20 protein-coding genes and 2 pseudogenes are annotated in these 24378 nt (G+C 44.1%); 6 read left to right on the top strand and 16 right to left on the bottom strand.

Annotated features, from left to right (window positions below; translation table 11 throughout):
* Positions 1-297: 297 nt before the first annotated feature.
* The 3 genes and pseudogenes from H6F66_RS03350 to H6F66_RS03340 form a co-directional block, all read right to left on the bottom strand.
* Positions 298-1977: a GspE/PulE family protein gene (locus tag H6F66_RS03350; protein WP_190418197.1), complete on the bottom strand. Its 1680-nt coding sequence runs from the start codon at positions 1975-1977 to the stop codon at positions 298-300.
* Between the two features lie 164 nt (positions 1978-2141).
* Positions 2142-2369 (bottom strand): annotated as a pseudogene (locus H6F66_RS29185) (transposase); the annotation flags it as partial.
* A gap of 47 nt (positions 2370-2416) precedes the next feature.
* On the bottom strand, positions 2417-2746 hold the full coding sequence (locus H6F66_RS03340) for a pentapeptide repeat-containing protein (protein WP_242019251.1): 330 nt from the start codon (positions 2744-2746) through the stop codon (positions 2417-2419).
* 3 nt (positions 2747-2749) lie between these two features.
* Between H6F66_RS03340 and H6F66_RS28225 the strand changes: the two genes are divergently transcribed.
* Positions 2750-3238: a hypothetical protein gene (locus H6F66_RS28225; protein WP_242019250.1), complete on the top strand. Its 489-nt coding sequence runs from the start codon at positions 2750-2752 to the stop codon at positions 3236-3238.
* 124 nt (positions 3239-3362) lie between these two features.
* Here the strand turns inward: H6F66_RS28225 and H6F66_RS29180 are convergent.
* A pseudogene (locus H6F66_RS29180) lies at positions 3363-3608 on the bottom strand (transposase); the annotation flags it as partial.
* A gap of 30 nt (positions 3609-3638) precedes the next feature.
* Between H6F66_RS29180 and H6F66_RS28215 the strand changes: the two are divergent.
* Positions 3639-4298, top strand: a complete 660-nt coding sequence (locus H6F66_RS28215) for a hypothetical protein (RefSeq protein WP_242023751.1) — start codon at positions 3639-3641, stop codon at positions 4296-4298.
* 332 nt (positions 4299-4630) lie between these two features.
* On the opposite strand, the gene hpsP is transcribed toward H6F66_RS28215, so the two are convergent.
* The 10 genes from hpsP to H6F66_RS03275 form a co-directional block, all read right to left on the bottom strand.
* On the bottom strand, positions 4631-5818 hold the full coding sequence (gene hpsP, locus H6F66_RS03320) for a hormogonium polysaccharide biosynthesis glycosyltransferase HpsP (protein ID WP_190418190.1): 1188 nt from the start codon (positions 5816-5818) through the stop codon (positions 4631-4633).
* Positions 5819-5828: 10 nt separating this feature from the next.
* A complete protein-coding gene (gene hpsO, locus H6F66_RS03315) occupies positions 5829-7016 on the bottom strand; it encodes a hormogonium polysaccharide biosynthesis glycosyltransferase HpsO (protein WP_190418188.1) in 1188 nt (395 codons plus the stop codon).
* Positions 7017-7139: 123 nt separating this feature from the next.
* The gene (gene hpsN, locus H6F66_RS03310; protein WP_190418187.1) at positions 7140-8156 is read right to left on the bottom strand and encodes a hormogonium polysaccharide biosynthesis glycosyltransferase HpsN; all 1017 of its coding nucleotides are present in this window, start codon (positions 8154-8156) and stop codon (positions 7140-7142) included.
* A 35-nt stretch (positions 8157-8191) separates the two neighbouring features.
* Entirely contained in the window at positions 8192-9310 is a 1119-nt protein-coding gene (locus H6F66_RS03305; RefSeq protein ID WP_190418185.1) for an acyltransferase, read from the bottom strand.
* Between the two features lie 119 nt (positions 9311-9429).
* Positions 9430-11088, bottom strand: a complete 1659-nt coding sequence (gene hpsL, locus H6F66_RS03300; protein ID WP_190418183.1) for a hormogonium polysaccharide biosynthesis protein HpsL — start codon at positions 11086-11088, stop codon at positions 9430-9432.
* A gap of 33 nt (positions 11089-11121) precedes the next feature.
* Positions 11122-11424: a hypothetical protein gene (locus tag H6F66_RS03295; protein ID WP_190418181.1), complete on the bottom strand. Its 303-nt coding sequence runs from the start codon at positions 11422-11424 to the stop codon at positions 11122-11124.
* Between the two features lie 172 nt (positions 11425-11596).
* Positions 11597-13084, bottom strand: coding sequence for a phosphoglucosamine mutase (glmM, locus tag H6F66_RS03290; protein ID WP_190418179.1), 1488 nt, complete (start codon positions 13082-13084; stop codon positions 11597-11599).
* 304 nt (positions 13085-13388) lie between these two features.
* Positions 13389-15314 carry an ATP-binding protein gene (locus tag H6F66_RS03285; protein WP_190418177.1) on the bottom strand — a complete coding sequence of 642 codons (1926 nt, stop codon included), beginning with the start codon at positions 15312-15314 and terminating at the stop codon, positions 13389-13391.
* Between the two features lie 95 nt (positions 15315-15409).
* Positions 15410-15709, bottom strand: coding sequence for a hypothetical protein (locus H6F66_RS03280; protein WP_190418175.1), 300 nt, complete (start codon positions 15707-15709; stop codon positions 15410-15412).
* 378 nt (positions 15710-16087) lie between these two features.
* Entirely contained in the window at positions 16088-17527 is a 1440-nt protein-coding gene (locus tag H6F66_RS03275; RefSeq protein ID WP_190418173.1) for an NCS2 family permease, read from the bottom strand.
* A gap of 243 nt (positions 17528-17770) precedes the next feature.
* On the opposite strand from H6F66_RS03275, the gene H6F66_RS03270 reads away from it, so the two are divergent.
* Entirely contained in the window at positions 17771-19291 is a 1521-nt protein-coding gene (locus H6F66_RS03270) for a phospholipid carrier-dependent glycosyltransferase (protein ID WP_190418171.1), read from the top strand.
* A 53-nt stretch (positions 19292-19344) separates the two neighbouring features.
* On the opposite strand, the gene trmB is transcribed toward H6F66_RS03270, so the two are convergent.
* Positions 19345-19977, bottom strand: coding sequence for a tRNA (guanosine(46)-N7)-methyltransferase TrmB (gene trmB, locus H6F66_RS03265; protein WP_190418169.1), 633 nt, complete (start codon positions 19975-19977; stop codon positions 19345-19347).
* 324 nt (positions 19978-20301) lie between these two features.
* Here trmB and H6F66_RS03260 point away from each other — a divergent pair, with 324 nt between their 5' ends.
* The 3 genes from H6F66_RS03260 to H6F66_RS28705 all read left to right on the top strand — a co-directional run bounded on the left by H6F66_RS03260 (position 20302) and on the right by H6F66_RS28705 (position 22755).
* Positions 20302-21405 carry a metallophosphoesterase gene (locus H6F66_RS03260; protein WP_190418167.1) on the top strand — a complete coding sequence of 368 codons (1104 nt, stop codon included), beginning with the start codon at positions 20302-20304 and terminating at the stop codon, positions 21403-21405.
* 135 nt (positions 21406-21540) lie between these two features.
* Positions 21541-21672, top strand: a complete 132-nt coding sequence (locus H6F66_RS28710; RefSeq protein WP_277874020.1) for a hypothetical protein — start codon at positions 21541-21543, stop codon at positions 21670-21672.
* A 336-nt stretch (positions 21673-22008) separates the two neighbouring features.
* Positions 22009-22755 carry a DapH/DapD/GlmU-related protein gene (locus tag H6F66_RS28705; RefSeq protein WP_277874019.1) on the top strand — a complete coding sequence of 249 codons (747 nt, stop codon included), beginning with the start codon at positions 22009-22011 and terminating at the stop codon, positions 22753-22755.
* Positions 22756-22929: 174 nt separating this feature from the next.
* On the opposite strand, the gene H6F66_RS03250 is transcribed toward H6F66_RS28705, so the two are convergent.
* Entirely contained in the window at positions 22930-24186 is a 1257-nt protein-coding gene (locus H6F66_RS03250; RefSeq protein WP_190418165.1) for an FIST N-terminal domain-containing protein, read from the bottom strand.
* Positions 24187-24378: the final 192 nt, after the last annotated feature.

Raw genomic sequence — 24378 nt, 5'->3', positions numbered from 1 at the left:
AATTGCTAATTGGTGAATTCCCATTAGTTGTTAGCCAGTTTGCTGAAGGATATGGCAATTCAAGGGCTGGGTGCGATACATCTGTAGGGACATGGTGTTGCCATGTTCCCTACCAAGGTGGCTAAAACAAAACAACCGCGATATATTCCACCCAACTGATACCAATTTAAATGGGGTACAGGGCAGATAGTCTAACGTGAGTTCGGGTTAAATAGTACCTTTGGGGAAACATCACGCTTTCAAGCCTGCAAAGAAAAACTTTGCTTATCTAGCCTTCCCGCAACAGGAGCGCGATCGCTATCCTACACCCAACGGCGTAAACTGTTCCGTGCGTACAGCCAGAGACTTACGGCGAGAGAAGGCGCTGCGGGGTAATACTCGCAACACTTCCTCAACGGTTGTGATCCCATTTGTCACCTTTTGTACAGCTGCCATACCGAAAGAGAAAAAGTTGATTTCCCGCAAATAGCGATGCAGCTGTGTCATCGTACCGTCATAGATAATTTCGCGCACCGTATCATCCACATCCAGCAACTCAACAATTGCCTCTCGGCCCAGATAACCAGAGTTGAAGCACTGAGCGCAGCCCTTACCCTTCCGCCAAGTGGTGGAATTTGCCTGTTCTGACTCCAAACTCAAAACTTTCAAATCCGACGCAGTTGGCTTGTAAGGTGTCGCACAGTGGGGACAAACGCGACGTACCAAGCGCTGCGCCACAATTCCCAACAAAGCATCGCTGATTAAACCGGGATCTGGGCCAATATCTTTGATTCTGGGAATAGCACCGGGAGCATCATTAGTGTGCAGGGTGGTAAAAACTAAGTGACCAGTGAGCGCCGCCCTAACGGCTGTCTCTGCGGTTTCATGGTCGCGGACTTCTCCCACCATGATGATATCCGGGTCTTGGCGCAAAATTGCCCGTAAACCAGCAGCAAAAGTCATCCCCGCTGCTTCATTCACCTGGGTTTGGGTGATGCGGGGCAAAATGTACTCCACCGGGTCTTCTACCGTCACTACGTTGACGTGTTCCTTGGCGACGGATTGCAGGCTGGTGTACAGCGTGCTGGTTTTACCGCTCCCTGTCGGGCCGGTGAGGATGATCATTCCCTGCGGCTGTTCCAACCAGTTTTTGTAAGTTTCGAGAGTTGTGGGAGTGAAGCCTAAGTTTTGGATTTTAGAAAAGGGATTTTTGCGCGGTAGTAAGCGAATCACTGCTTTTTCCCCACCCACACAGGGGAGGGTACTGACGCGCATATCCATTCCCAGTTCTAATTCTTCGCCCGAAGCGTATTTTTCCCCAATTCGTCCATCCTGGGGACGGCGGCTTTCAGCGATGTCTATCTCAGACATCACTTTCAGGGCGACGATTACCTTGCGGCTAACATTGAGCGGCAGGGTGGTAATATCTCGCAGTACGCCATCAATGCGATAGCGGACTCTTAAGCCTTCTGGCGCGGGTTCCATATGGATGTCGCTGGCGCGGTTCCGCAATGCGCCGGAAATTAGGGTTTTAATCCGCCCAATTTGGTCAACTGCTTTGGAAAGGTATAGTTCTGTGGTTTCGCTGATGTTTTCTTGTTCCTGTTCTCCGGTGAGGGGATTTACCAGAGGGGCCGAGGAAATGCAGTTGGGATTAAGATTTTGGGTATGATACCAAGTGCGATAACTTTTGTCGGCAATTGGGATAATTTTAATGTCGGTGAAGGTGCGATCGCTTATTTCTTTGATAGCTTCCAACGACACAGTTTTCGGGCTTCCCAGGTAGTAGCAGTTTCGCCAGAGTAGCAGCGGAACCACTGGGGGCAAAACTTTTCTATCCTGAAATTCTCTAAAAAACCGATAACTCACTTCTCGGTCAAGTAGAGCTAGGTTAACACTTCCTTGCTCGTCGATCAGGAGTTTTAGGGCTTGTTCGCAGTCAATTTCGCGATTTTTCAGCCGTTGCCAAGCGGAGGGAGTAGCAGAGGATGTTTGCATTGTTGTTTCCAACTAAAACCAACAGCTGTAGAGGGGACTACCTTGTTTTAGCTTATGCGATCGCTCTTTGACACGAGAACGCGATCGCACTTATATCGCACTTATAACGTGGGGGATGCGATCGCACTACGAGGTGATGCGATCGCACTTTTGATTAAACGTCATCGCGTAGAGAAATCACTATCTCCGTTCGGCAAAGTCCAAATGCAGTGTAGATGGTCGGGTAAAATAACGCAAGCATCAATTTTAAAAGGATGGTTCTTCATAATGTCTCTGAAAGCATTTCTTAATAAGGAGACATTTGAAGGTATACATAAAAATTTTCTTCTATTATGAGTTACTAAGGTAAAAAAGTAGGTGCCTCCTTCTATTTTTGCTCTACGGTATTGCATGGCTTTGAATTGTTTTTAGTTGAAAATGTGATGTTGGGTTTCGTACCTCAACCCAACCTACGAGGCGATGCGATCGCACTGCCAGTCCGCATACTACCATCGGGCATGATAGTGTCACAGAAGATAACATTTTCAAAGCTAACTTCGTTGAATCTTTTGACTCCTCTCAAATCGACATAACTAAGATTGGTGTTATAGAAACCAGTTTCGCTAAGAGTAGCATTTCTAAAAATAGCTCGACTGAGATTGACTTTCTCGAAAGCAACTTGCCCGAAGGTAGCGTAGCTAAAGTCAGCCCCCTCCGTGTAACAGTTCATGAAACTACCTTCATAAATCCGAATGCCAACGAACTTAGCAAAGCTCAAATCCGCTTCCATGAAGTGGCTGCTATCGAAATAGGCGTTGCTGAAGTCGGCTTCTCGGTAGATGCCACCTCGGAAGATTTTGTCTCTCCAGTCAGCACTCCGAAAGTTACCGCCAGTGAAATCTTTTTCTCCCCCAGCGTACTTTCTAATCAATTCTTCTCTATCCATAACTCGACACCTCAAACAATTAACAACATCAACAATAGCGCGACCCAGATTTGGTCAAACCTACTCACTCCCCAATTCCCCCTAGACATCACCCTCCTTTTCACCGACCTCCCCACCGGACAACTCGCCGAAGCCACCATCACCGATTTCGACTCCAAAGGTCGTCCCAACGGCGGCACCCTCCTCATCGACCACAACGCCAACGGCATCGGCTGGTACATCGACCCCACCCCCCTAGACAACAGCGAATTCAACCAACCCCTAGTGGACACAGTGCGATCGCTCGATCGTGTAGTGCGATCGCCTTTGGTGAAATTGAAGCAATATCTAATGTAATGTTGATTTTTGTGCTTTCATCTCAGCGGCGATGAGATGTGATCGAGCTTAGTGAAATTGAACAAATATCGGATGTGATGTTGGGTTTCGTACCTCAACCCAACCTACGAGGCGATGCGATCGCACTTTTGATTAAACGCCATCGCCTAGAGAAATCACTATCTCCGTTCGGCAAAGTCCAAATGCAGTGTAGATGGTCGGGTAAAAGAACGCAAGCATCAATTTTAAAAGGATGGTTTTGCATAATGTCTCTGAAAGCATTTCTTAATAAGGAGACATTTGAAGGTATACATAAAAATTTCCTTCTATTATGAGTTACTAAGGTAAAAAAGTAGGTGCCTCCTTCTATTTTTGCTCTACGGTATTGCATGGCTTTGAATTGTTTTTAGTTGAAAATGTGATGTTGGGTTTCGTACCTCAACCCAACCTACGAGGCGATGCGATCGCACTTCCGGCTAATTCAGAAGCCGATAATCTGATAAATAAACTAACTTTAGATACTATCAGTATAGATACTGCCGTCGGGCATGATGGTTTCATAGAAGATAACATTTTTAAAGCTAACTTCATTGAATCTTTCGACTCCGCTCAAATCAACATAACTGAGGTCAACATTTCTGAAACTAACCTCGCCAAGAGTAGCATTTTTAAAGACAGCTTGGCTAAGGTTGACACCACTGAAGTTACATTGACCGAAAATAGCATAGCTAAAATCAATTCCTTCCAAGCAACAAGTCTTTCCGAAACCGCTTTCATACATACGTACTCTGATGAACTTAGCAAAGCTCAAGTCAACCTCATCAAATCCACTGGCATCAAAATAGGAGTTGCTGAAGTCCGCTTCTCGGTAGATACCACCTCTAATTATCTCATCAACCCAATGAGAACCTCGAAAGTTACGTCCAGTGAAATCTTTTTCTCCCCCAGCGTACTTTCTAATCAATTCTTCTCTATCCATAACTCGACACCTCAAACAATTAACAACATTAATTCTATCGCCCAAGATTTCTGGAATTCCTACCTCAACCCCTCAACCCCCTCAACATCACCCTTCAAATAACCGACCTCCCCACCGGACAACTAGCAGAAGCTCAAATTACCTCCTTCGACCTCTCTGGACGACCCAACGGTGGCACTCTCCTCATCGACATCGACGCGACGCCAACGGTGTAGGATGGTTCATTGACCCCACCCCCCTCGACCACAGCGAATTCAACCAACCCCTAGGGGACACATTGCGCTCGCTCGATCATGTAGTGCGATCGCCTTTGATGAAATTGAACAAATATCTAATGTAATGTTGATTTTTGTGCTTTCATCTCAGCGACGATGAGATGCGATCGAGCTTAGTGAAATTGAACAAATATCGGATGTGATGTTGGGTTTCGTACCTCAACCCAACCTACTTTTGCTTGTAAGAATTTGTTGGTAAGCTTTAATAGTGGCTTGAGCGATCGCTTTCCAACTGTAATTTTTCAAAGCGTACTCTTGGGCATTGGTTCCCCGCCGTTGTCGTTCGGAAGCATCAGCAAGCGAATCGCGCAATTGTTTAGTTAAACTATCTACATCGCAGGTACAAACCCAGCCAGCTTCTGCTTGTTCAATTTCCTCCCAGATATAAACTTGGTCAGAAATTACCACTGGGGTTCCGTTGCACATCGCCTCGGCTACAGCAATGCCAAAGTTTTCGTAGTAAGAAGGGAGGACGAATAAATCGGCATCTTGTAGTAAGGCAGTTTTCGAGTCACCAGTTACAAATCCGGTTATAGTAGTGCGATCGCGTAAAGGTGACGCTTGCAATTGTTCTCGAATTTTGTTTTCATAAGCTGGATCTTGGGGATTTCCACCCGCCAGCACAAAGTGAAAATTAGCACCCTCGTCTAAAAGTCTTTCCAGGGCTGGAATCAGTAAATTTAGCCCTTTTTTCGGGTCAATCCGCGACATGAACAGCAGCAAAGGCTGAGTCTCCGGAATGCCTAATTCCTTTCTAGATTGACCTTTCGGGAGCATCGCTGGCTGCTTTACGCCCAAGGGAATCACCACGTCCGGCGTTGAAGTTCCGAAGCGTTCGGAAATCTTGGCTTCTTGGGGGCTGGTGAAGTGAATCCCCGCCGCGCCTGCTAAATTTGGGCGTTCCAGCAGTGCCGCATAAATCTGCTTGATTCTCTTCTTCTTGCGTAAGTCTGCGGGGTCTAGCGTCCCCAGAGGACGCATTAAATACGGTAAATGACGCGATCGCGCCACAGTCGCAGCTGCCGTGCTTACAGGCGAAAATAAAGCATGGATATGAGCTAAGTCAAATTCAGTCGCGTGTCCCGCTAGCCAGCGCAACAAATCCAGGGAAAACTTATAGCGCCGAAACGGGGAACAGGGGAAATAACGCACCTGATAGCCGTTTTGTTCCACCGGGCGGTCGAGAGGCACATCCAAGGGCGGCTGACCGACATCTCCGTTGCTATTTGTTGTTAATACCGTGACCTCTACACCCTCTTGCGCCAGCGCCTCTGATAGTCCTAGAACCATCTGACTAGGTCCACCGTAAACGAGGGAAATCGAAGGAATAATTTGTAAAATACGCATTTGATAATTGTTAATTGTTTAAAAGCGTATTAGCTATTAGCTCTTTGTAAAAGTCTAATTGCTGCTTGGCTAAAGCTTTATTTGTATATTGGTTCATTACTCGTTCATAACCTAACTGCCCCAGCTTATCAGCTAAATCTGGTTGCTCTATTAGCTGTCGCAGACAATTTTGTAGTGCTGCCACATTCTTTTCTGGAAACACCAACCCAGCCTCTTTAATGACGTGAGGAATTTCGCCGGAGTCAGAACCAATAACTGGCACCCGGCAAGCCATCGCCTCAATCAGCACGTGACCGAACTGCTCTTTCCAACCAGCGGCAGTCAAAGTTTTAAACTGATAAGTTGTTTCTGAAGGTAGCACCAGCGTACTCATCAAATTTATATAGCGGGCTACCTCATCGTGAGACACGCTTTCTATTAAAATTAACCTATCTTTGATACCCAGTTCGGCAGCGCGTTCCATCAGCACTGACTGCAATGGGCCTCGACCGAGAAGCAAACATTTCCAAGAATGTTCTTGCAATCCACTTAACGCCTGCAAAAGCGTTATTAAGCCTTTCTCCTCCACAAATCGACCTACAAATCCAACTACAAATTCATCTGGTGAAATTCCATGTTTAGCAGCTAAATCTGGCTGTGTCTGGGGTTTAAATAAGGTTTCGTCTACACCCAACTGAGGCATCACTTTAACTGGGCCTTTGTAGCCGCGTTGCCGTAAAATGTCTACTCCGTCTTGATTCCCAGCAATAATTCCGTGAGTGTTCCGCAGATTATAAGTTTCCAGCAAAGAGATAGGAAATTTCAGTTTGTAGGGGAGATTCCACCAGGTAAAAAAGAGATTTTTTGCTTTCAATCCCAACAGGCGATTGAGGGCAATCATCTCCGCATAACCGAGAGCTTTTGCACCCTGCTCTACCTGAATAATCTGAGGGCGAAACTGCTTTAATAGCCCAATTAAATCAGCGCCAAATGTAAGAATTCCCTGATTATTCTGGCTGAAATTAGAAACTGGTACAATGCGAAAATTGCCTTCTTCACGCAGCTGAGTTTCAATAATCTTAATTTGGACACCCCCAGGCTTCCAACGCTTCGGCACAACGACAGTAACCTCAATGTTTGGTTCCAAATGAGCGATCGCGCGTAGTTTCTCACAATTGAGGTCAACGATATAAGTGTGACTAGCAACCAAAATCCTCATCGCGCAACTCCAAGTATAGTTTCTTGCTTTTTAACGCAAAGGGGCGCAGAGTTAGGCTTTCCTTTGCGAATCTTGGCGTCAACCTGAGCCTGCTTTGCGTTTAAATTCCGAATAATTAGCATTTCATCTGACGACGGAAGACGGACTATTGACGGCTGATGATTCTGCTTCTTGGTCTTGCTGAGTGTAAATTTGACCGTCTTGCCAGCTGGATTGGATAACTGTACTAAGTGCATTGAAAAAGCCTAAAGTGTAGGAAGCAAAGCGAGTCAAGACTTTTAAAGGGGAGCCGCTTTTGTTGCAAGGAGGATGCCCTAGTACATGACAGTCAAACAGCTTGGCAAAGAATCTCAGGCATTGACTTGGAGTAAGGTTTTTAAGCCCTAGTAGGAAGTGGTTGTGATAGAAGGTTAACTGATATTTTAGCGATCGCGTACTAATATCGTGGCATCCGCCGGTTTCCTCGCCTAAGTGGATCAAGTCAGCATCTGGGTCATACCAAATTTGATAGCCAGTTTGCCGTAACCGCAAACAAAAATCTGATTCTTCTCGTACCGCACTACCTCGAAATCGCTCATCAAACCGTATCCCATATTTGGTGAAAATTTCGCGTCTGAAGGACATATTGCAGCCCCTAGCGGTGATTACCCATTGCGGCTTTACTGTATGTACTAAATCAATGTAGTACCAGGCAATTCCTGGGTCGGAAGCTTCTGGCGGCAAATCCAGAATCGTCAATTTATTCCCCGAATCTTCTAGCTTCATCCGGTCGAATACTCGTCCTGCCACCGCCCCAACTTCTGGACGTTCCAAATAGTTACGAGCATGAGTCGCTAAAAACTGCGGTTTCAGCTGCACGTCATCATCAATAAACAGCAATATCTCTCCGGCTGCTCGTCGCACGGCATAATTCCTCGCACCTGGTAAGCTTGCCCACTCTAAGCGAAACCAGCGAATTTTACCTGCTGCTGCTACTTCCTCCAGAAAGAGCTGAGTTTCTGGTTGGTGCGTCTGGGTTTGATCGACCACCATCACTTCAAAGGCTGGGTAGTCTTGCTGCAAGACATCTTTGATCGTGTCTCGCAAGGGTTCTTCACGTCCGTAGGTGGGAATAATCACCGAAATAAAAGGCAAATTCATTATGGTTAATCCTGTTGAGAAGTATCCTATCTTTGTTAAATTTGTTTACTTGCCAGTTGACCAACTTTTTTGATTAGAAGCTTTTCTACATAGGTGAACAATACTACATAGGCTATGAGAACTAAAGCTGTAATTATCATTGACATCAAAATCTTCAAATAAGGATTAAAAGCAATGTGCGAAGCTAAAAAAGGAAGCAGAACAAAGTACATTGGTTGATGTATTAAATAAATTTGGTAAGAGTAAAGACCCATCAAAGTCAGAAATACCAGTCCTGAATTCATCCAATTAAAATTTGTTAATTTATCAAAAATCAAATAACAAACTAAAAATAAAAATGGTGTAAATACCATATCAAATCCACGCATATGTACAATATCAATTCCTGCTTTATCTAAACCAAGATATCCTAAAAGCCCCACTATAAAAATACCAGTTGATACAATAACGTCTATTTTCCTAAAACTCCCGCGAATCACATAGGCAAATCCCCAATATATTCCAAGGCATAATTCAGCTATATAGCTGCCTATAAAGTTATTTTGTAAGATAAATCCATATAATTGTGAATTTGGAGCAACTGCCCAACAAGCAATTTTATTCAAAATTCCGAGTATAATTCCCAAACTTAAAATACTTGTCGGCTTATTTTTACAAACGTAAAATATTAATGGCGTGAGTAAATATGCTTGTAAGATCACAAAAAAGAACCAAAAACCAGGATTCACTAACTTAAATTTTTGATATCCTGCAATTCCCATAAAAATTAATGCAGTGTCAATTCCAGAGGATAGCCTAATCTTTCCGAATAACGCATATAGTACAAGACTCACTACCACTGCTAATATATAGGTTGGGTACAGTCGGAGCATTCTTTTGTGTAACCATGATTTCCAATTGGGACTAATCCAATCTAAATTACTCTTTTTAGTAATAAATGCCAGTACATAGCTGGTATTAAAGCCTGCCATTACGAAGAATATATCTACCGCTGCAAATCCTACCTTTGCTCCATTTCTATCTAATAAAGAAACTAAGTTTAGGCGTTCAGGATAATTTTGAAAAAAATGAAATAAAACTATTCCTAAAATTGCCAATCCTTTTGTCTGGTCAACCCAATTCAATCGTTCTTTTCTTTGCTTATTATCTAGCATTTATTTCATTTCCCTCCCCTTTGAGTTTATGAACTTATACACGGATATAATATTGCGTTTCTATGATCAAAAATTGGCTTAAATAAGCTGCGGCGTACTACTCTTGGCAAGCTAATAATTTAAGCCTTTTTCAATCTGTCTTGCCTTTTTCTTTTAATATTATTTAATTCTGGTTCCTCCAGTAGCTTCTTTTCTTGTTCCTGTTTTTCTATTTCTGGCAATTTTAAAATAACTCCAGCCAAAAACCAGTAATAAATGGCCACCGGGTCTGTATCAAGTGGATACCAATAGGTGTTGTAGCTGATAATCAAAATAAAAACCCAGAAACTGGCTCCAAAGCTTCGTAGATTCTGCTCTTTAACACGGCGGTAAATTTTGAAGGTAATCACCGTGAGCGTGGTGACAAGCGCTAAAAAACCGATTGTTCCCACAGGTCCAATTTCATAGAGCAATTTTGGATAGTATGTCTCTATCAGCTTGCCTTTGCCAAAGGCGCGGGTAGAGTTTGTAGCTCGGCCCAAGCCATTACCAAAAATTCCTTCTTGACCTTTGGATGTAAATTCAGCTTGAGAGGCAATAAATTCTGTGGGTGGCGAAGCATTCCAACGTGCAACAGCGCTATCTAACCGCTCTTGTACTATGCCAGGAAACATTGCCATGCCGATTGCTATAACCACAGCTAATCCTACTGCAATTGGTATAAATCTTTTCAGGTTAGCTATTTGGCCTGTGAGTATCAGCAGGATTATTATGACAATGGGAACTAAGATCAGGGCAATTCTTTGTCCGCATATCACGGCATTGACAAACACGATTGCCATACCAGCTAAACCTCCCAGCCGCCAGAAAATATTTGGGTCGCTGAAGGCAGTGGCATAAGTTAAACAGGCATTGGATATTAGGAACCATGCCCAGTGCCAGGGAGAAACGAACGTACCAGGCAAGCGGATTACTCCCTGCGAAGTACTATACAGTAGAGAGCCACCGACTAAACACTTTGCCTCTAGACTGGCTTTAAATAAATCTGCTCCTTCGACAGCAAAACTATCTGTACTCTTACAGATGCCAGTGAGTAGCATATTGTACTGGGCCAATCCCAGCACACAACAGATAATAGCGAGAACTACGTGTAATCGAGTTAGGAAAAGTAACTCTCGCTTGCTACGAATTAGATAGTAAGCGCAAGCGATCAGGGGAAGGTATCCCAGCAGAACTTTTAAACCCAAAAGCCCCATTACAATCGGCTGTTCGCCTGGTCTTTTGCCTATAAACTGCTGAGAACCATTTACTAACAGCAAGGTGACTATACAGAACGCCAACAAAATGTTTAAGGGTGTCTTCAGCCCTTTGGGAAGCAGGAAGGGTAAGCGTTTCTTTTTACATTCTTGATATAAGGCGATCGCTGCTGGAATATAAAAAGCATCTTTAGCTACCTGAAATAGGGCATTTCCGCCAGCCACCATATATACTACCGTTCCTCCGAAGGGCATATATATCAGAAATAGCCAAAGAGCTTTACGGGGATATTTGTAGGAAAGAGCCATAGAAACTATTGCTCCAACCGCTCCCCCCGCTACTTTCGGGCCGCCAAATGGAAACAGGAATAAACCCAGAAAAAGAGAGCCAAATAAAGTGGCGCTGGTATAGGCTATGAATTCTTCGCGCTCCTTAGTAGCCTTACGCTTTAATGCTGATTGTTCCTTCTTACTAAGAGCTGGAGTTTCAGGCGTTGGCTGCTTTTTAGATTTACTTTTCGATTTTGATTTTGTACGTGGCATGGTGGAGTAAAAATTATAAAATACTCCGTCTGATTACTTGGTTACTTCTATACAGATAGCATCCCCATGTCTATCTTTCCTTCCGACAGTTCCAATGGGATTTGACCAATCGCCATACTCGCAGCGTCGTATATTCTTAAAGCCATGCTTTATCGAAGCCTCTGTAAGTGATGGTTCATCCCACATCCATTGATGTCTTGAATTAGAGAATAATTCTTTAAGCCGCTCTTTAATAGTAATTCTACTTCCTGTATTTCCCAATCCTTCAGCTACATCTATCCAACACCCAATATTTAAACAAATGCCATTTTTATTCATCTCCATCGCCTGATTCATCGTTGTTTTTTCTCAATTAAAGTTGATGTTAGCCTAAAAGAGCAGATATGGGCTGGGCAAGATGCCCATTCCAAGATAGCTGCCTCAGGTTTATATTGGCAAATAAAATAATTAGGAGGACAGGCTTTTCCTATCCTCCCAGTAAGATTTAATTGAGTGGATTGCGGAGGTCTCAGGAGACGGCTAGGTGTTTCTCAACCGCTAGTACCAGCTGTTCTGTCCAGTGGTGGGTAAGTTCGGCGCTTTGGGCTTCTACCATAACGCGGATGAGGGGTTCGGTGCCAGAGGCGCGAACTAAAATTCGTCCAGAGTCTCCCATTGCGGCTTCGGCTTTAGCGATCGCATTCATCAGTGGATCGCACTCTTGCCATCGCCGACGGCGATCGCGATCTTCCACTCTCACGTTACGCAACACCTGCGGATATGTCTGGAAGCTTTTATCTACCAATTGCGATAGGGATTCTCCGGTGCTACGCACACGAGCCGCCAAATGTAAAGCGGTCAGCAGTCCATCTCCGGTGAGGCTGTAATGGTGACAAAGGATATGCCCTGATTGTTCGCCGCCCAGTTTTCCCCCAGTCCGCAGCATTTCTGCCTGGACGTACTGATCGCCTACAGAAGTCCTAACAAATTTGCCGCCTAGCTGTTTCCAAGCCAGCTCAAACCCTAAATTTGCCATCACCGTGGCGACAATCAAATCCCCAGGTAACTGCCCCCCTGTTTTGAGGGTTGTTCCCCAGAAATAAAGGATATAATCGCCGTCAACGACGCGACCTTGGGAATCAACTGCCATGACTCGATCAGCATCCCCATCAAAGGCAAAACCTATATCTGCACCGTGCTGCTTTACTGCTGACTGGAGGAGGGCCAGGTGAGTGGAACCGCAATTAACGTTAATGCGATCGCCATCAGGAAGATCGTGCAAGCAAATAACCTCTGCTCCCATAGCTTTAAATACCGCAGGTGCCAGATGCACAGCAGCACCCCAAGCGAGATCCAGCACAACCCGCAAACCTTGTAATTTTATCGATGGTTGCAAACTTTGCTGAAGCGAGTCAACATAATTTCTCACCAATTCCGGTCGATGATAGTGCTGTCCCCAACTTTCATTTAAAATTGCAAAATTCCCATTTCCTCTCAACCCCGCCTCAATCTCCTGCTGCATCGCCGGGAGCAGTTTCGTACCATCTGAGCCAAAAAACTTAATCCCATTATCTTCTGGCGGATTGTGGCTGGCAGAGATCATCACTCCTCCCACCGCATCCGTTGCGCTCACCAGATGAGCAACGCAGGGAGTTGGGCATAGCCCCAAATTCCAAACTTCAAGCCCTGCCGAGGTCAGACCATCAGCAAGCGCCATCGCCAACATATCGCTAGAGTTTCTCGAATCCTGCCCAATAATTACTGGCCCGGCTGTTTTTGCCGATGCTCGTAGCACTTGTCCTGCCCAGAAGCCTACTTGCAAGGCGAGCGTTTCACTCAGCAGTTCTCCGAATTTTCCACGAATCCCATCTGTGCCAAACAGTGGTGTCGCTGGTAATGCTAGGGGACTCGAACCAGCTCTAACATTAAGGTTTTTTACAGCTGGTGCCGCATCAGCCAATGACAAGGTAGATTCAGACAGGCCAGAGGGCTGAGTCCGAATAGGGGATGAAACCATATTTTATAATCACTCCACACAACACACTTACAGTGGAGAATAGCACTTTCAGGATTGACACTCTACCGCTATAGGCACAGATATTTAGCTGCTTGGCAGTTACACTAGGTATGGTGGGACGATTTTGAAGGCAGGTTGCTTTCTTGCCCTGTCTCTGGGTTCACCCCATATAGCTTTTTATCTATTTTCTTTCAATTGCCAAATATTAAGTATTTAAACCCAGATTCAGAATCTGAGCCAGCTTTGTGCGTTTGGTTCCACATTCGCCCACAGTATGGGAAAAGAGAATGAATGGATTTCTATTTTAAGAATGTTGAATAGGTAATGCGATCGCAAACTCGGTTCCTTGTCCAACCTGCGAAATTACCTCAATTCTGCCGCCATGCTTTTCAACAATCTGGTAACAAATCGCCAACCCTAGCCCGGTGCCTTTTCCTACTGGCTTCGTCGTGAAAAACGCTTCAAATAGTTTAGCTCGGATTTCTGGAGGAACACCGGGGCCGTTGTCACAAATCCGCACCAGTACAGATGGGATATTATTTTCTGGAGTTACAGTTTCTGTATGAATCACTATCTGTTTGACTGGTTGCTCTACTTGTTCTAGCAGGGCATCAATCGCATTGCTCAAGATATTCATAAACACCTGATTTAGTTGAGCTGGATAACACTCAACCAAAGGCAAATCTCCATATTTCTTAGTAATTTCAATTCCCTGCTTGAGACGACTATTGAGAATCAATAGCGTACTATCAATTCCTTCGTGAATATCGACAGATTTCATAGCAGCTTCGTCGAGACGAGAAAAGTTCCGCAAGCTAAGAACAATCTGGCGGATGCGGTCAGTTCCCATCTTCATCGAAGAAAGCATTTTCGGTAAATCTTCACCCAAAAAGTCTAGTTCAATGGCTTCCATGTAGTCTTGGAGTTCTTGGTCAGGGTTAGGATAGCGTTGTTGGTAAAAGTCGATTAAAGTTAATAAATTTTGAGTATATTCATTGACGTATGACAGGTTGCCATAGATGAAGTTAACTGGGTTATTAATTTCATGTGCCACTCCTGCTACCATCTGCCCCAGGCTGGACATCTTTTCTGTTTGAATCAGCTGTGCCTGGGTCTCTCGGAGATTTTGCAGAGCTTGATTGAGATCGTCAGCCTGAGATATTAATTCCATATTTAGCTGTTGCAAATCTTCGTGAGCTTCCTCTAGCTGCTCATGTTTGCGCCAAAGTTCGACGGTGCGTTCTTTTACTCGTCTTTCCAATGTCATACGAGATAGCTCTAATTTTTCGGTATAGTCTTTTACTCGGTGAATCAGATTGTTGAAAGCGATCGCTAATACGCCTACTTCATCTTTGGTGGTGACAGGAGCTTGCAAATCAAAATTAGCTTCCTCCGTCGCTTTTTGCGCTACTCTGGTGACAGCTTCAATGGGACGGGCGATCGCGCGACTGGTAGAAATGGCGATCACTGTAGCGATCGCGATCGACAGTAGCATTACGATAATTGCCACCTTTGTTCCTAAAGTCTCTGCCTCCTGTAGGGCAAGATAGGCTTCGTCTTCTGCCTTGCGAGCAATCGCAATCAAGTTTTCTATATCTTCAGAAAATTCATCGAAATCGGTAGCCACGCTTTCGTTTGTAAAAGCGATCAGTGCCTGTTGTGCCGCTGGAATTCCTTCTGGTTTTAAATTAGTCCAGTTAATTTGCTTTAAAAGGGCTTCTACTTGCTGAAAGTAGCCTTCTACTTGCTTGTTCTGATTTTGGAGAAATTGCTGCAAATCCAGGCGATTTGTGCTATCTGCTAAAGTTTTTATTTCAGACAGCAGATGCACAACTTCATCTGAATGCTCAATATAGTGGGAATAGTGTTTTTTAAATTCCTCTGGTTGCGATATAAAAGATATAAATTGTTGCTGGTGATTTCGTGCCTCTAATACGTTAGACCTCAATTCATGGAAAAGAAGTGTTTCTTTACGGGCAAGCTCTAGCTTTTCCTTAGCCTGAATTTCATATAAATAACCTCCTATTAGACGCCCAATGTTAGTTCCTACAATGGCTACAGAAAGAGCAAGGACATAGCCGAGTCCAATTTTTTTTCTAATACTGGAATGATGGATAAGTTTGCTTACCCACTGGGATGAAGGTTGTGAGAGCTTAGGTTGACTCTCTAGCGCAGGATTATCAGCTACAACTTTGCTTCTTGGCGAAAAACCAGGGTCTTGAGGTGGCATAGTCAAGCGTTAAGTGAAATACTTAAATACTATTCTTAACCTGTCACTACTTAAATTTACACTTTGCTTTTACTATCAGCCTAACTTAGTTTTGCTCAAACTCCCACCTCAGACAAGAGCGGTTGCAGCGTCTCCCACGTCAAGCCTTGCTGTATATAATGGGGAGAAGAGGGATTATAGGGGGCAAATAGCCTATCAATAGAGATAATTTTTGCATTGTCTGGCAGCACCGGAATATCGGGATCAAAAGCTGTGGGGCGCATCAAAGAACTAGAGTATCCTTTAAAAATGGCAATTTGATCTTCTTCCTCAGCAACTAGAACGGTGACAAGTAAAACCTCTTGCGATCGCTTGACGGTGTATTGTTCCAGACGCTGGGCTACAGAATTGCTCATATAAATTGTTAGTGGTAAATATATAGTAATAAATTATTACACAATTAGCGATCTATTCTAATGATAGATAAAATAGCCGATAGTTCCCATGCAGTTTTCTAAATTTGTAGAAAAAGGTATGGTTTTATTATCTTATCAATAAATTATTAAAGGCATCGTATTATTAAAAATTTCAATATGATAGGCTTGTCCAACTTTTTTACCTCTGCAATGTGTTGTTTACAGGGGATAAATTCTGTGTAATATAAATTCTTTTAAGCAGAAAGCAATTTTAGCGGATTACAGAGGACGATATACATTAAAAGTTTAGAGAAAGAAGAAGACAAATTGTAGGAGGTACGAAGCGATCGCGTTTATGGAAAAATGCGATCGCATTCTTCAACTACCTGATCTTACAGCCATCAACACAAATCTCAGCACGAAAATCCCAGCCAAAATCCACACTGCTAAACTAATTTCATGGGCTTTACCTTGAAACGATTTAATCAGCGGATAAGTGATAAAGCCAATCGCTAGACCTTCGGCAATTGAGTAAGTTAAAGGCATTAGTAAAATTGTCAAAAATGAGGGAATAGATTCTGCTGGGTCGTCCCAACGAATCATCCGCACATTTCCCGCCATCAATACGCCAACAATTAACAATGCTGGTGCTGTGGCGAAAGCGGGAACTGCTGAAAGGAGGGGAATAAAAAATATCGATAGGGTGAATAAAATGGCAGTGACAACAGCAGTAAAACCGGTGCGTCCTCCTTCTGAAACTCCAGCGGCAGACTCAATGTAAGTAGTGACGGTGGAAGTTCCCAAAATTGCACCTACTGTAGTTCCTACCGCATCTGCCATCAGCGCTTCGCTGGCGCGGGGAAGTTCGCCATTTTCATCAATGTAGCCTGCTTGCGTTCCGACACCTGCGAGGGTGCCAATGGTGTCGAATAAGTCTATGAATAGAAAGACAAAGGTAACAGCGACTAAATCCCAGATATTAGTTCTACCAATTTGACTCAAACCTACGACAGCTTGCCCAAATAAATCTCCAGGCCACTGCGGTAATGCAACAATACCAGAAGGCGCGGGTGCGATGCGAAGAATCCATCCAAGTAAGGCAGTTGCGAGAATTCCCCACAGTAGCGCCCCTTTGATACGGCGGGCGACAAAAGCGGCGGTAATGAGAATACCTGCGATCGCTACCAAAGTCGTTGGTTGAGCAAAATTACCCAAAGCGGTTTTCGTGGCGGGGTGTGCCACAATTATTCCCGCGCCGCCAGTCTTGGGATCGCCAGCCAAACCGATGTAAGCAATAAACAAGCCAATTCCCGCTGCTGTGGCTTGTTTGAGACATTCAGGGATTGCTTTAATAATTTGGCTGCGAATATTTGATAGGGTAAGGGCAATGAAAATTAGTCCTTCGATTAAAACAGCGCTTAAAGCCACCCGCCAATCGATTTTTAGCGCCAAAACTACGGAGAAAGCAAAAAAGGCATTTAGCCCCATCCCCGGCGCAAGAGCGAAGGGATAATTTGCCGTTAAGCCCATCACCAAGGTAGCGATCGCGCTGGAAAGTGCCGTCGCTATTACCAACTCGCCAAACAAATCCTGCGGCTGGGAGAGAAAAATCGCATTTGACAAAATCCCCGGATTGACTGCCAGAATATATGCCATTGTCATAAAGGTGGTGACACCAGCCAACACCTCAGTGCGAAAGTTAGTGTTGAATTCGTCAAACTTAAAGAATCGCGCGATCGCGCCTTGCCACCCAGACGGCGGCGGAGAAGATCCGCGACTAGCAACGACTTCGCGCTCGCTCAAATCATCGTGTTTCATGGTTGTACCCAGCAGCTACTGCACTCAGGATAAACTCTTATTGAATAACTTTTGGGATGATGCTACACAGTTTTGAGGAGGTGCATCCTGAGAGTAGGCGACACCCTCAACGGTGCGGCTACTTGAACAAAAACTGCGTTGGCGGCCTTTAAGCATTAGCCTTTTGTTAGCCTGCTTTTGTCAAGCTTCGTTTGTCTAGCCGCACTGTAATAGGAATATCAGGAATATTTTTAACGTAATTTTATGTCCTCATCGAACAAATTTTCTATCAGGCACCACTGGTTCTGGCTTGGCATGACTGGAGTATTTTTAGTTTCACTTGCCCTAAGATTTTGGGGTTTGGAAAGATTTAACACTCTGGTATTTGATGAAGTTTACTATGCTAAATTTGCCAACAACTATCTAACTCAAACTCGTTTTTTTGATGGACATCCGCCTCTGAGTAAATACATCATTGCCGTGGGGATGTGGATAGGCGATCGCTTGTTTAGGAGCGATGAAATGAATGGATTATCGGGTTCTTTGCGATCGCCTTGGAGCTACCGCTGGTTGAACGCACTCACAGGCTCTTTTATTCCCTTAGTTGTGGGAGCGATCGCTTATCAACTGAGTTACCGCCGCAGCTATGCCTTAATCGCCGCCATATTTGCCGCCGCTGATGGTTTATTCCTGGTAGAGTCCCGCTATGCCCTCAATAACGTTTACCTAGTTATTTTCGGGCTGCTGGGGCAATATTTTTTCTTGTTAGCATTAGCTAATCAATCAGCACGACGTTGGTTAACTCTTGCTCTTGCTGGTATATTTTTCGGCGCATCAGTTGCTATAAAATGGAATGGCTTATGGTTTCTATTAGGAGTATATTTTATTTGGGGTTTTGCATGGATACTACAAATAGTTAATAATAAATTATTTAAGAATAAAACTAAAGATAATCCTTCAATTATCCCCGATGATTTATCCCCCCTTATTCCCAAAATACCGCTACAAAATTTAACACAACTAAATTTAATTCACATTTCAATAAATCTAGCAATAATCCCCTTTCTGTTTTACTCCGTCATCTGGATTCCTCACTTAAAACTAAACCCAGAATTTGGATTTTGGGAGGTGCAGAAGAAAATTTTGACGTACCACAAAGGGGTAGGTGATGGGCCTAAAGTTCATCCTTACTGCTCCAGATGGTACACTTGGCTGTTGATGCTGCGCCCAGTTGCTTACTTTTACCAAACCGCTCAAAATGCTACTGAAACTGTACCAAATTTACCGCCTTTGCCTGTAGGTACAGCGAAAGTAATTTATGATGTTCATGCGATGGGGAATCCTATTTTGTGGTGGCTGTCAACAGCGGCAATTTTGCTACTGCTGTTGCTAGTAACTCAAAGGTTCCTGACTAAAAAAAGTTGGAAATATACGCCAAGTGCTTCAACCTGGATAGCCCTGTATTTAGTTTTTAATTGGTTAGCAAACGTGTTGCCTTGGGTGAGAGTGACACGCTGCACTTTTTTGTATCATTACATGGGAGCGTGTGTGTTTGCTGCATTGGCACTAGCTTGGATTGTCGATCGATGGCTATTTAGTCCGACACCTGAGTTTCGCGCGATCGCTATCACAATAATTGTGGCAATTTTGTTAGCTTTTATATTTTGGATGCCGATTTATCTGGGTTTACCTTTATCATCGGAAGCTTATAATTGGCGAATGCCGCGCTTCAATGGTAGATATGTGCCGTTTTGGTTGCGCCAATGGTTGCCAAATTGGGTTTAGAAAAATTATTGCTCGTTCTCTAAGCTTATGCCTAGAGAACGAGAGAAACCTGTTTATCGCTTTTTAAATATGGCGCGATAAACGGGTTCACCAGAAGAAATAGTAGATACTTCGCGCTCAGTCGGCACTGGTAACGGGTTAGGATCTAGCCAGGTGTCACCTTGTCTTTGAAAAGCTGGGTGAGATGAGAAGCGATCGCGCATTTCTACCGCCACGACCTCAATATCGGACTGGAAAAATACAACTCCTCCACTAATAAGATATTTTGCCAAAATTCCCACCATCTCTGGCTGCACAACACGACGTTTAACATGGCGATTTTTAAACCACGGATCGGGAAATTGAATTGTCACGCGCTGCAATGTGCCATCTGGCAAAGAACCTAAAAGAGGATTTAACGAATTATTCACATTGCAAAATATGTAGTGAAGATTTTGCAATTCAGCGCTTACTTTCCGTTCATTTGCATCTTCTACCAATGGTTCTCGAATTTCCAAACCCAGAAAATTCCAATCAGGTTCCACAGTTGCCATATTGAATAAAAATCGCCCTTTGGCGCATCCAATATCCAAATGCAGAGGTTGTGTCGGATCGGCATAAATTTTCTCCCAGTCGGGAGGATTCACTGGTTCAAGATACTTCTGTGAAAGTGGGTTAACGTGTTGGCGAACTCGGACAGATCCCAAAATTTAAACTCCTTTTTCAAATATTCGGCGGCTAAAGTTAAGGTCGAACAAACTAAGCCTGAAGACAGCAAGCTATATAACAATCCTAAATGAGTTGTAACCCTCTCTCTTTTATTTCTCTGCGCCCTCTGCGCCTGGAGTGCTTCGTTTTTTTACGAATCAAATAGGACTGCTATAGATAATAAGCCTACTCTCGTCAGGCTTAATTTGTGTAGCGCCATACTGAAGCTCTGCGCGAGCTTTTGTCATAAGGTAATGCAGCAAAGGTTATGATCTACAGGGATCAGTATTATTACATCCCCAATCTTTCTTGGCATTATCTCTATGAGTCTGAATTTTCGCTTTGCTGTAGTCAGCGACTTACACATCGCGCTTCCTCACACTATTTCCGATCATCCCAGCCGATTTCATCTGGTGGAAGTAAGTATCCCAGCACTAGAGATTGTACTGGAAAATCTAGAAAAACTCGACCTAGATTTTCTGTTGTTACCCGGAGATTTAACCCAAGATGGGGAGCCAGATAATCATACTTGGCTTGCTAAGCGTCTGTTGAAGCTACCTTTTCCAGTTTACGTCGTTCCGGGGAATCATGATGTACTGAGTTTACTATCAACTGGGCAAAATGTTGGGCTAAAAGATTTTCCCTACTACTATCAGCAGTTCGGTTATAAAAATCCAGAGCAGTTGTATTATACTTGTGAAATTTTGCCTGGAGTGCGGCTAATTGGGCTGAATTCTAATCAGTTTGATGAGCAGGGAAAACAGATAGGATGTTTAGACGAGCAACAGTTGGCTTGGCTGCGACAGGTGTTAGCAGATATTGATGATAACGAGTTGGTGCTGGTGATGGTGCATCACAACGTTGTCGAGCATTTACCTAGACAATCGCAACATAAGTTAGGACGTAGGTATATGCTAAAAAACGCACCTTTACTGTTGCAAATACTCCGCGATTCTGGAGTAAATCTGGTATTTACAGGGCATTTGCACGTTCAGGATATCGCTTGCGATCGCAATGTATTTGATATTACCACGGGTTCTCTAGTCAGCTATCCTCATCCCTACCGGATATTGAACTTTCGCACCGACAAGGAAGGGAGAAAATCCTTACAGATTGAGTCACCACGGGTAGAATCTGTGCCAAATTACCCAATGCTATCGCAGAAGTCGAGAGAGTGGATGGGCGATCGCTCTGTTCCCTTTATGCTCAAACTGCTAACCGATGCGCCTTTAAATCTACCAATAGCAGAAGCAGAAAAATTAGTCCCCAATTTGCGCTATTTTTGGGCAGATATTGCTAATGGCGACGCTTTATTTGACTTTTCGGAATTTCCTCCCGCAGTCAAGCGATATTTCGAGTCATTTGGCGCGATCGCTACCGATGGCTCCCCTAAGCTTATCGACAACTCCACAATTTTATTCATTTAATCTACGATCCCTACTCCTAATATCTACCATTAGGGGGATGGTGTTGAATATCTGCCTTGACTAGATTAAGTCTTAAAACATATAACTTTAGTTGTAGTCTGTCTCTACTCAATTTATAAATTCACTCTCTACATCGTGAAGCCACCAGCAGTAGAAGAAAAAAATTGGTTGCAGGAAAGTCGCTATAGCCGTCGTGGAAGTCCTTTATTATTTGCACCGATGGTAAATTTCAACGTGATGGCTGAAGTTGGAGATAATCCGCCGTAATTTGGTCACAGTTATTAAGACCCAGCCGTGGGAAGTAGCTGCATAGGTTTAAATTACTTCTCCATAAATACCCTACAGATACTACTAAAAACTATACCAGTTTCTAGTAAGTACGTTTTTTGGCTGGAAAAAATTTAATAGCAACCTCAAGGAAGTCTGCCCGATGTATTAACTTCTTTGAGAAATTTTCCCTACATAATTTCAAGCGATCGCTACTTTCGACTGACTTCATTCAGTCGAAAAAGCTATCCAACCAGCTGCACAATTTGCCATTACAAAAGTTAGTTTTTAAAAACTAGCTTTGATTTTACGTAACAACCAGGGAGTGTATTTGCCATGAGTCTTGTTATCAATAATGAAAAATCTCAATTTCCTTCACCGGAGCATTATTATCTTACACGTTTGTCGCGGGTGAAAGAAGCTGTATTGACTATATTACTGGGTCAAATTCGGCGGCCCGTCGGCACTATAATGCGGAAACTACTATACCCTAAAATGTTTGGTTGGGTAGGTAAGTCTGTATATATTCAGACTGGGTGTGAATTTATCGGTGCTAGTTGCATTGAGATTGGGAATAACGTCAAGATTCTCCGTGACGTTCGTTTAAATGCTTGCGAAGAAAATAGTAAGATCCGCCTTGGATCTAATGTCTGCCTCGATCGAGGTGTTGATATCAACGTTGTTCCTCACGAAGGTAACTGCCATATTGAAATTGGTGAAGGTACGCACATTTCCCCCTACACCTGTTTAGCTGGCCCCGGTAATATCAAAATTGGGAAAAAGTGTTTAATTGCATCATATGTTGGGATTTATGCAAACAATCATAACTTTGCAGATCCCTCTCGTTATATATGGAACCAAGGAGTCACCCGTAAAGGAATTGTGATCGAGGATGACTGTTGGCTAGGGGCTGGAGTAAAGGTACTTGATGGCGTCACAATTGGTCAAGGTAGCGTCATTGGTGCAGGAGCCGTTGTCACCAAAGATATTCCACCTTACTCAGTTGCAGTTGGAGTTCCTGCAAAGGTAATTCAAAAGCGAAACAGTAATTCAGACAACTCAGAAAAAGTCCCACTTTTGTAATGTAATACCAATTTTAAAAAACAATCCAACACATCAATTGACTGTAGGGGCATGGCAGTGCAATGCCCTTACCCACGTATAAGCTCTCAGATATTAATCAAATTGGTACAAGCTCTTAATTTTCCTCGTTTCCAGCACCTTCATAAGGCGCTGGAAACGAGGAAATACAAAATTTTAACCTTGGCGGCAAATGCCAAAAACCGAGGTGTAGCCGTGTAGAAAGGTACTACCTGCCACTGGGCCGATTTCACCATTACAGAAGAAACCCGCCACAGGAATATTTTTCAGATAGCGACGGAACAACTGGGAGTCAAAGTTAGGCTTTTGATAAAGTCGTTCTCCGCGCCCCAGACAGGAGAACATCAAGGCACCTGCTTCTTGTGCGGTAGGTGTCTCGCCTGTGGCTGCTTTTTGATAATGCTGGAGTAGCAGTTCCAGGTCTTCGGCGGAGGTGTGGGCATCTCGGAGGTGGAATTGGATGCGCTGACCTGGGCGGACGCGATCGCCAATAGCGATCGCCCCCACTCTTGGATCTACCCCCAGTAAGTTGCGGATGAGAAAGTCTCCCGGTTCTAGCTGCTGCTTAAACTCATCGCGTACAATGCCTACAAACAGCGAATCCTGCGCCAACTGCCTATCTATCTCGCTTAGGTTCTCAATTAGCTTCTGTAGCGCTTCCAGGGGTGTCTGAGATTGCCCATCGCTGCTGCTGACATCAGCATTATCCTGCTGGGAAACAGACAGCACAATATTCCGCTCCCCTTGAATTACCCGATAAGGCGGACCAATAGGACGACAACCCTGCGCCACAATCGTTTCTAGAACAATATTCCCACTCAAGGCAACCCCAACAACGCCCTCATCGTATAACTGGTAGTTACAAAACAAACCAGCATTGCCTCCAATGTTGCGACCGCTAGCCAACCCTCCCACCTTTACCGATCCCGGATAAGCAAAATCTAGCCCCTGGAGCAGGTCGTTAATCTTGGAAGAAAAAGGATCGCCTAACAAGATGAACTGCGGTTCATCAGCAGGCGATACGCCAACCAGTTGCACCCATTCATCAGGAGGGCTATCCAAGTCAGGTAGCGCATTGCCAGCAATATCAAAAGCGTGAACCTTAACCCCAGGCAGATGAGCCAAGGTGAGGCTTAAAGCTGGTTTTCCCTCAACTTCCTCAACTTCGCCAGACGAATTCATCCCAATAATGCCGCCGCCACCACAGCCGATCAGGGCTTTTGTTTTTAGCCGCTCCTCCAGCAATGGCATCAACCGCGTATACTCACTTGCATAAGCAGAGGAGATGAACACCAAACCCAAGTCAGTAGGTGCTTCTAACGATTTAGTGGCGCGTTCGACCACTTCCTCGACTGCCGCTTCCAAAGACGGACGGGTTGATAAGGCGTTTGCCCACTTGATCTGGTTAGTCATAGGGATTACACAAAAGTCTCACCTAAAAATCCGATGCCTTTGGGTAGATTGGCAGGATGTCAAAGCTTTATCATAAGCCTAACACCAGCACGGGTTAGCTTGGTTATACTACCAGGGCAATATCTCTATGGGGGAACCAAGTTAGTGTAAGGTGTATTAACATTAGTTAATATGAGCCTAGATGCGCCAGCT

The organism is Trichocoleus sp. FACHB-6, assembly GCF_014695815.1.
Classification (GTDB): domain Bacteria; phylum Cyanobacteriota; class Cyanobacteriia; order Cyanobacteriales; family FACHB-T130; genus Funiculus; species Funiculus sociatus.
This window is presented reverse-complemented; position numbering and strand designations above follow the sequence as displayed.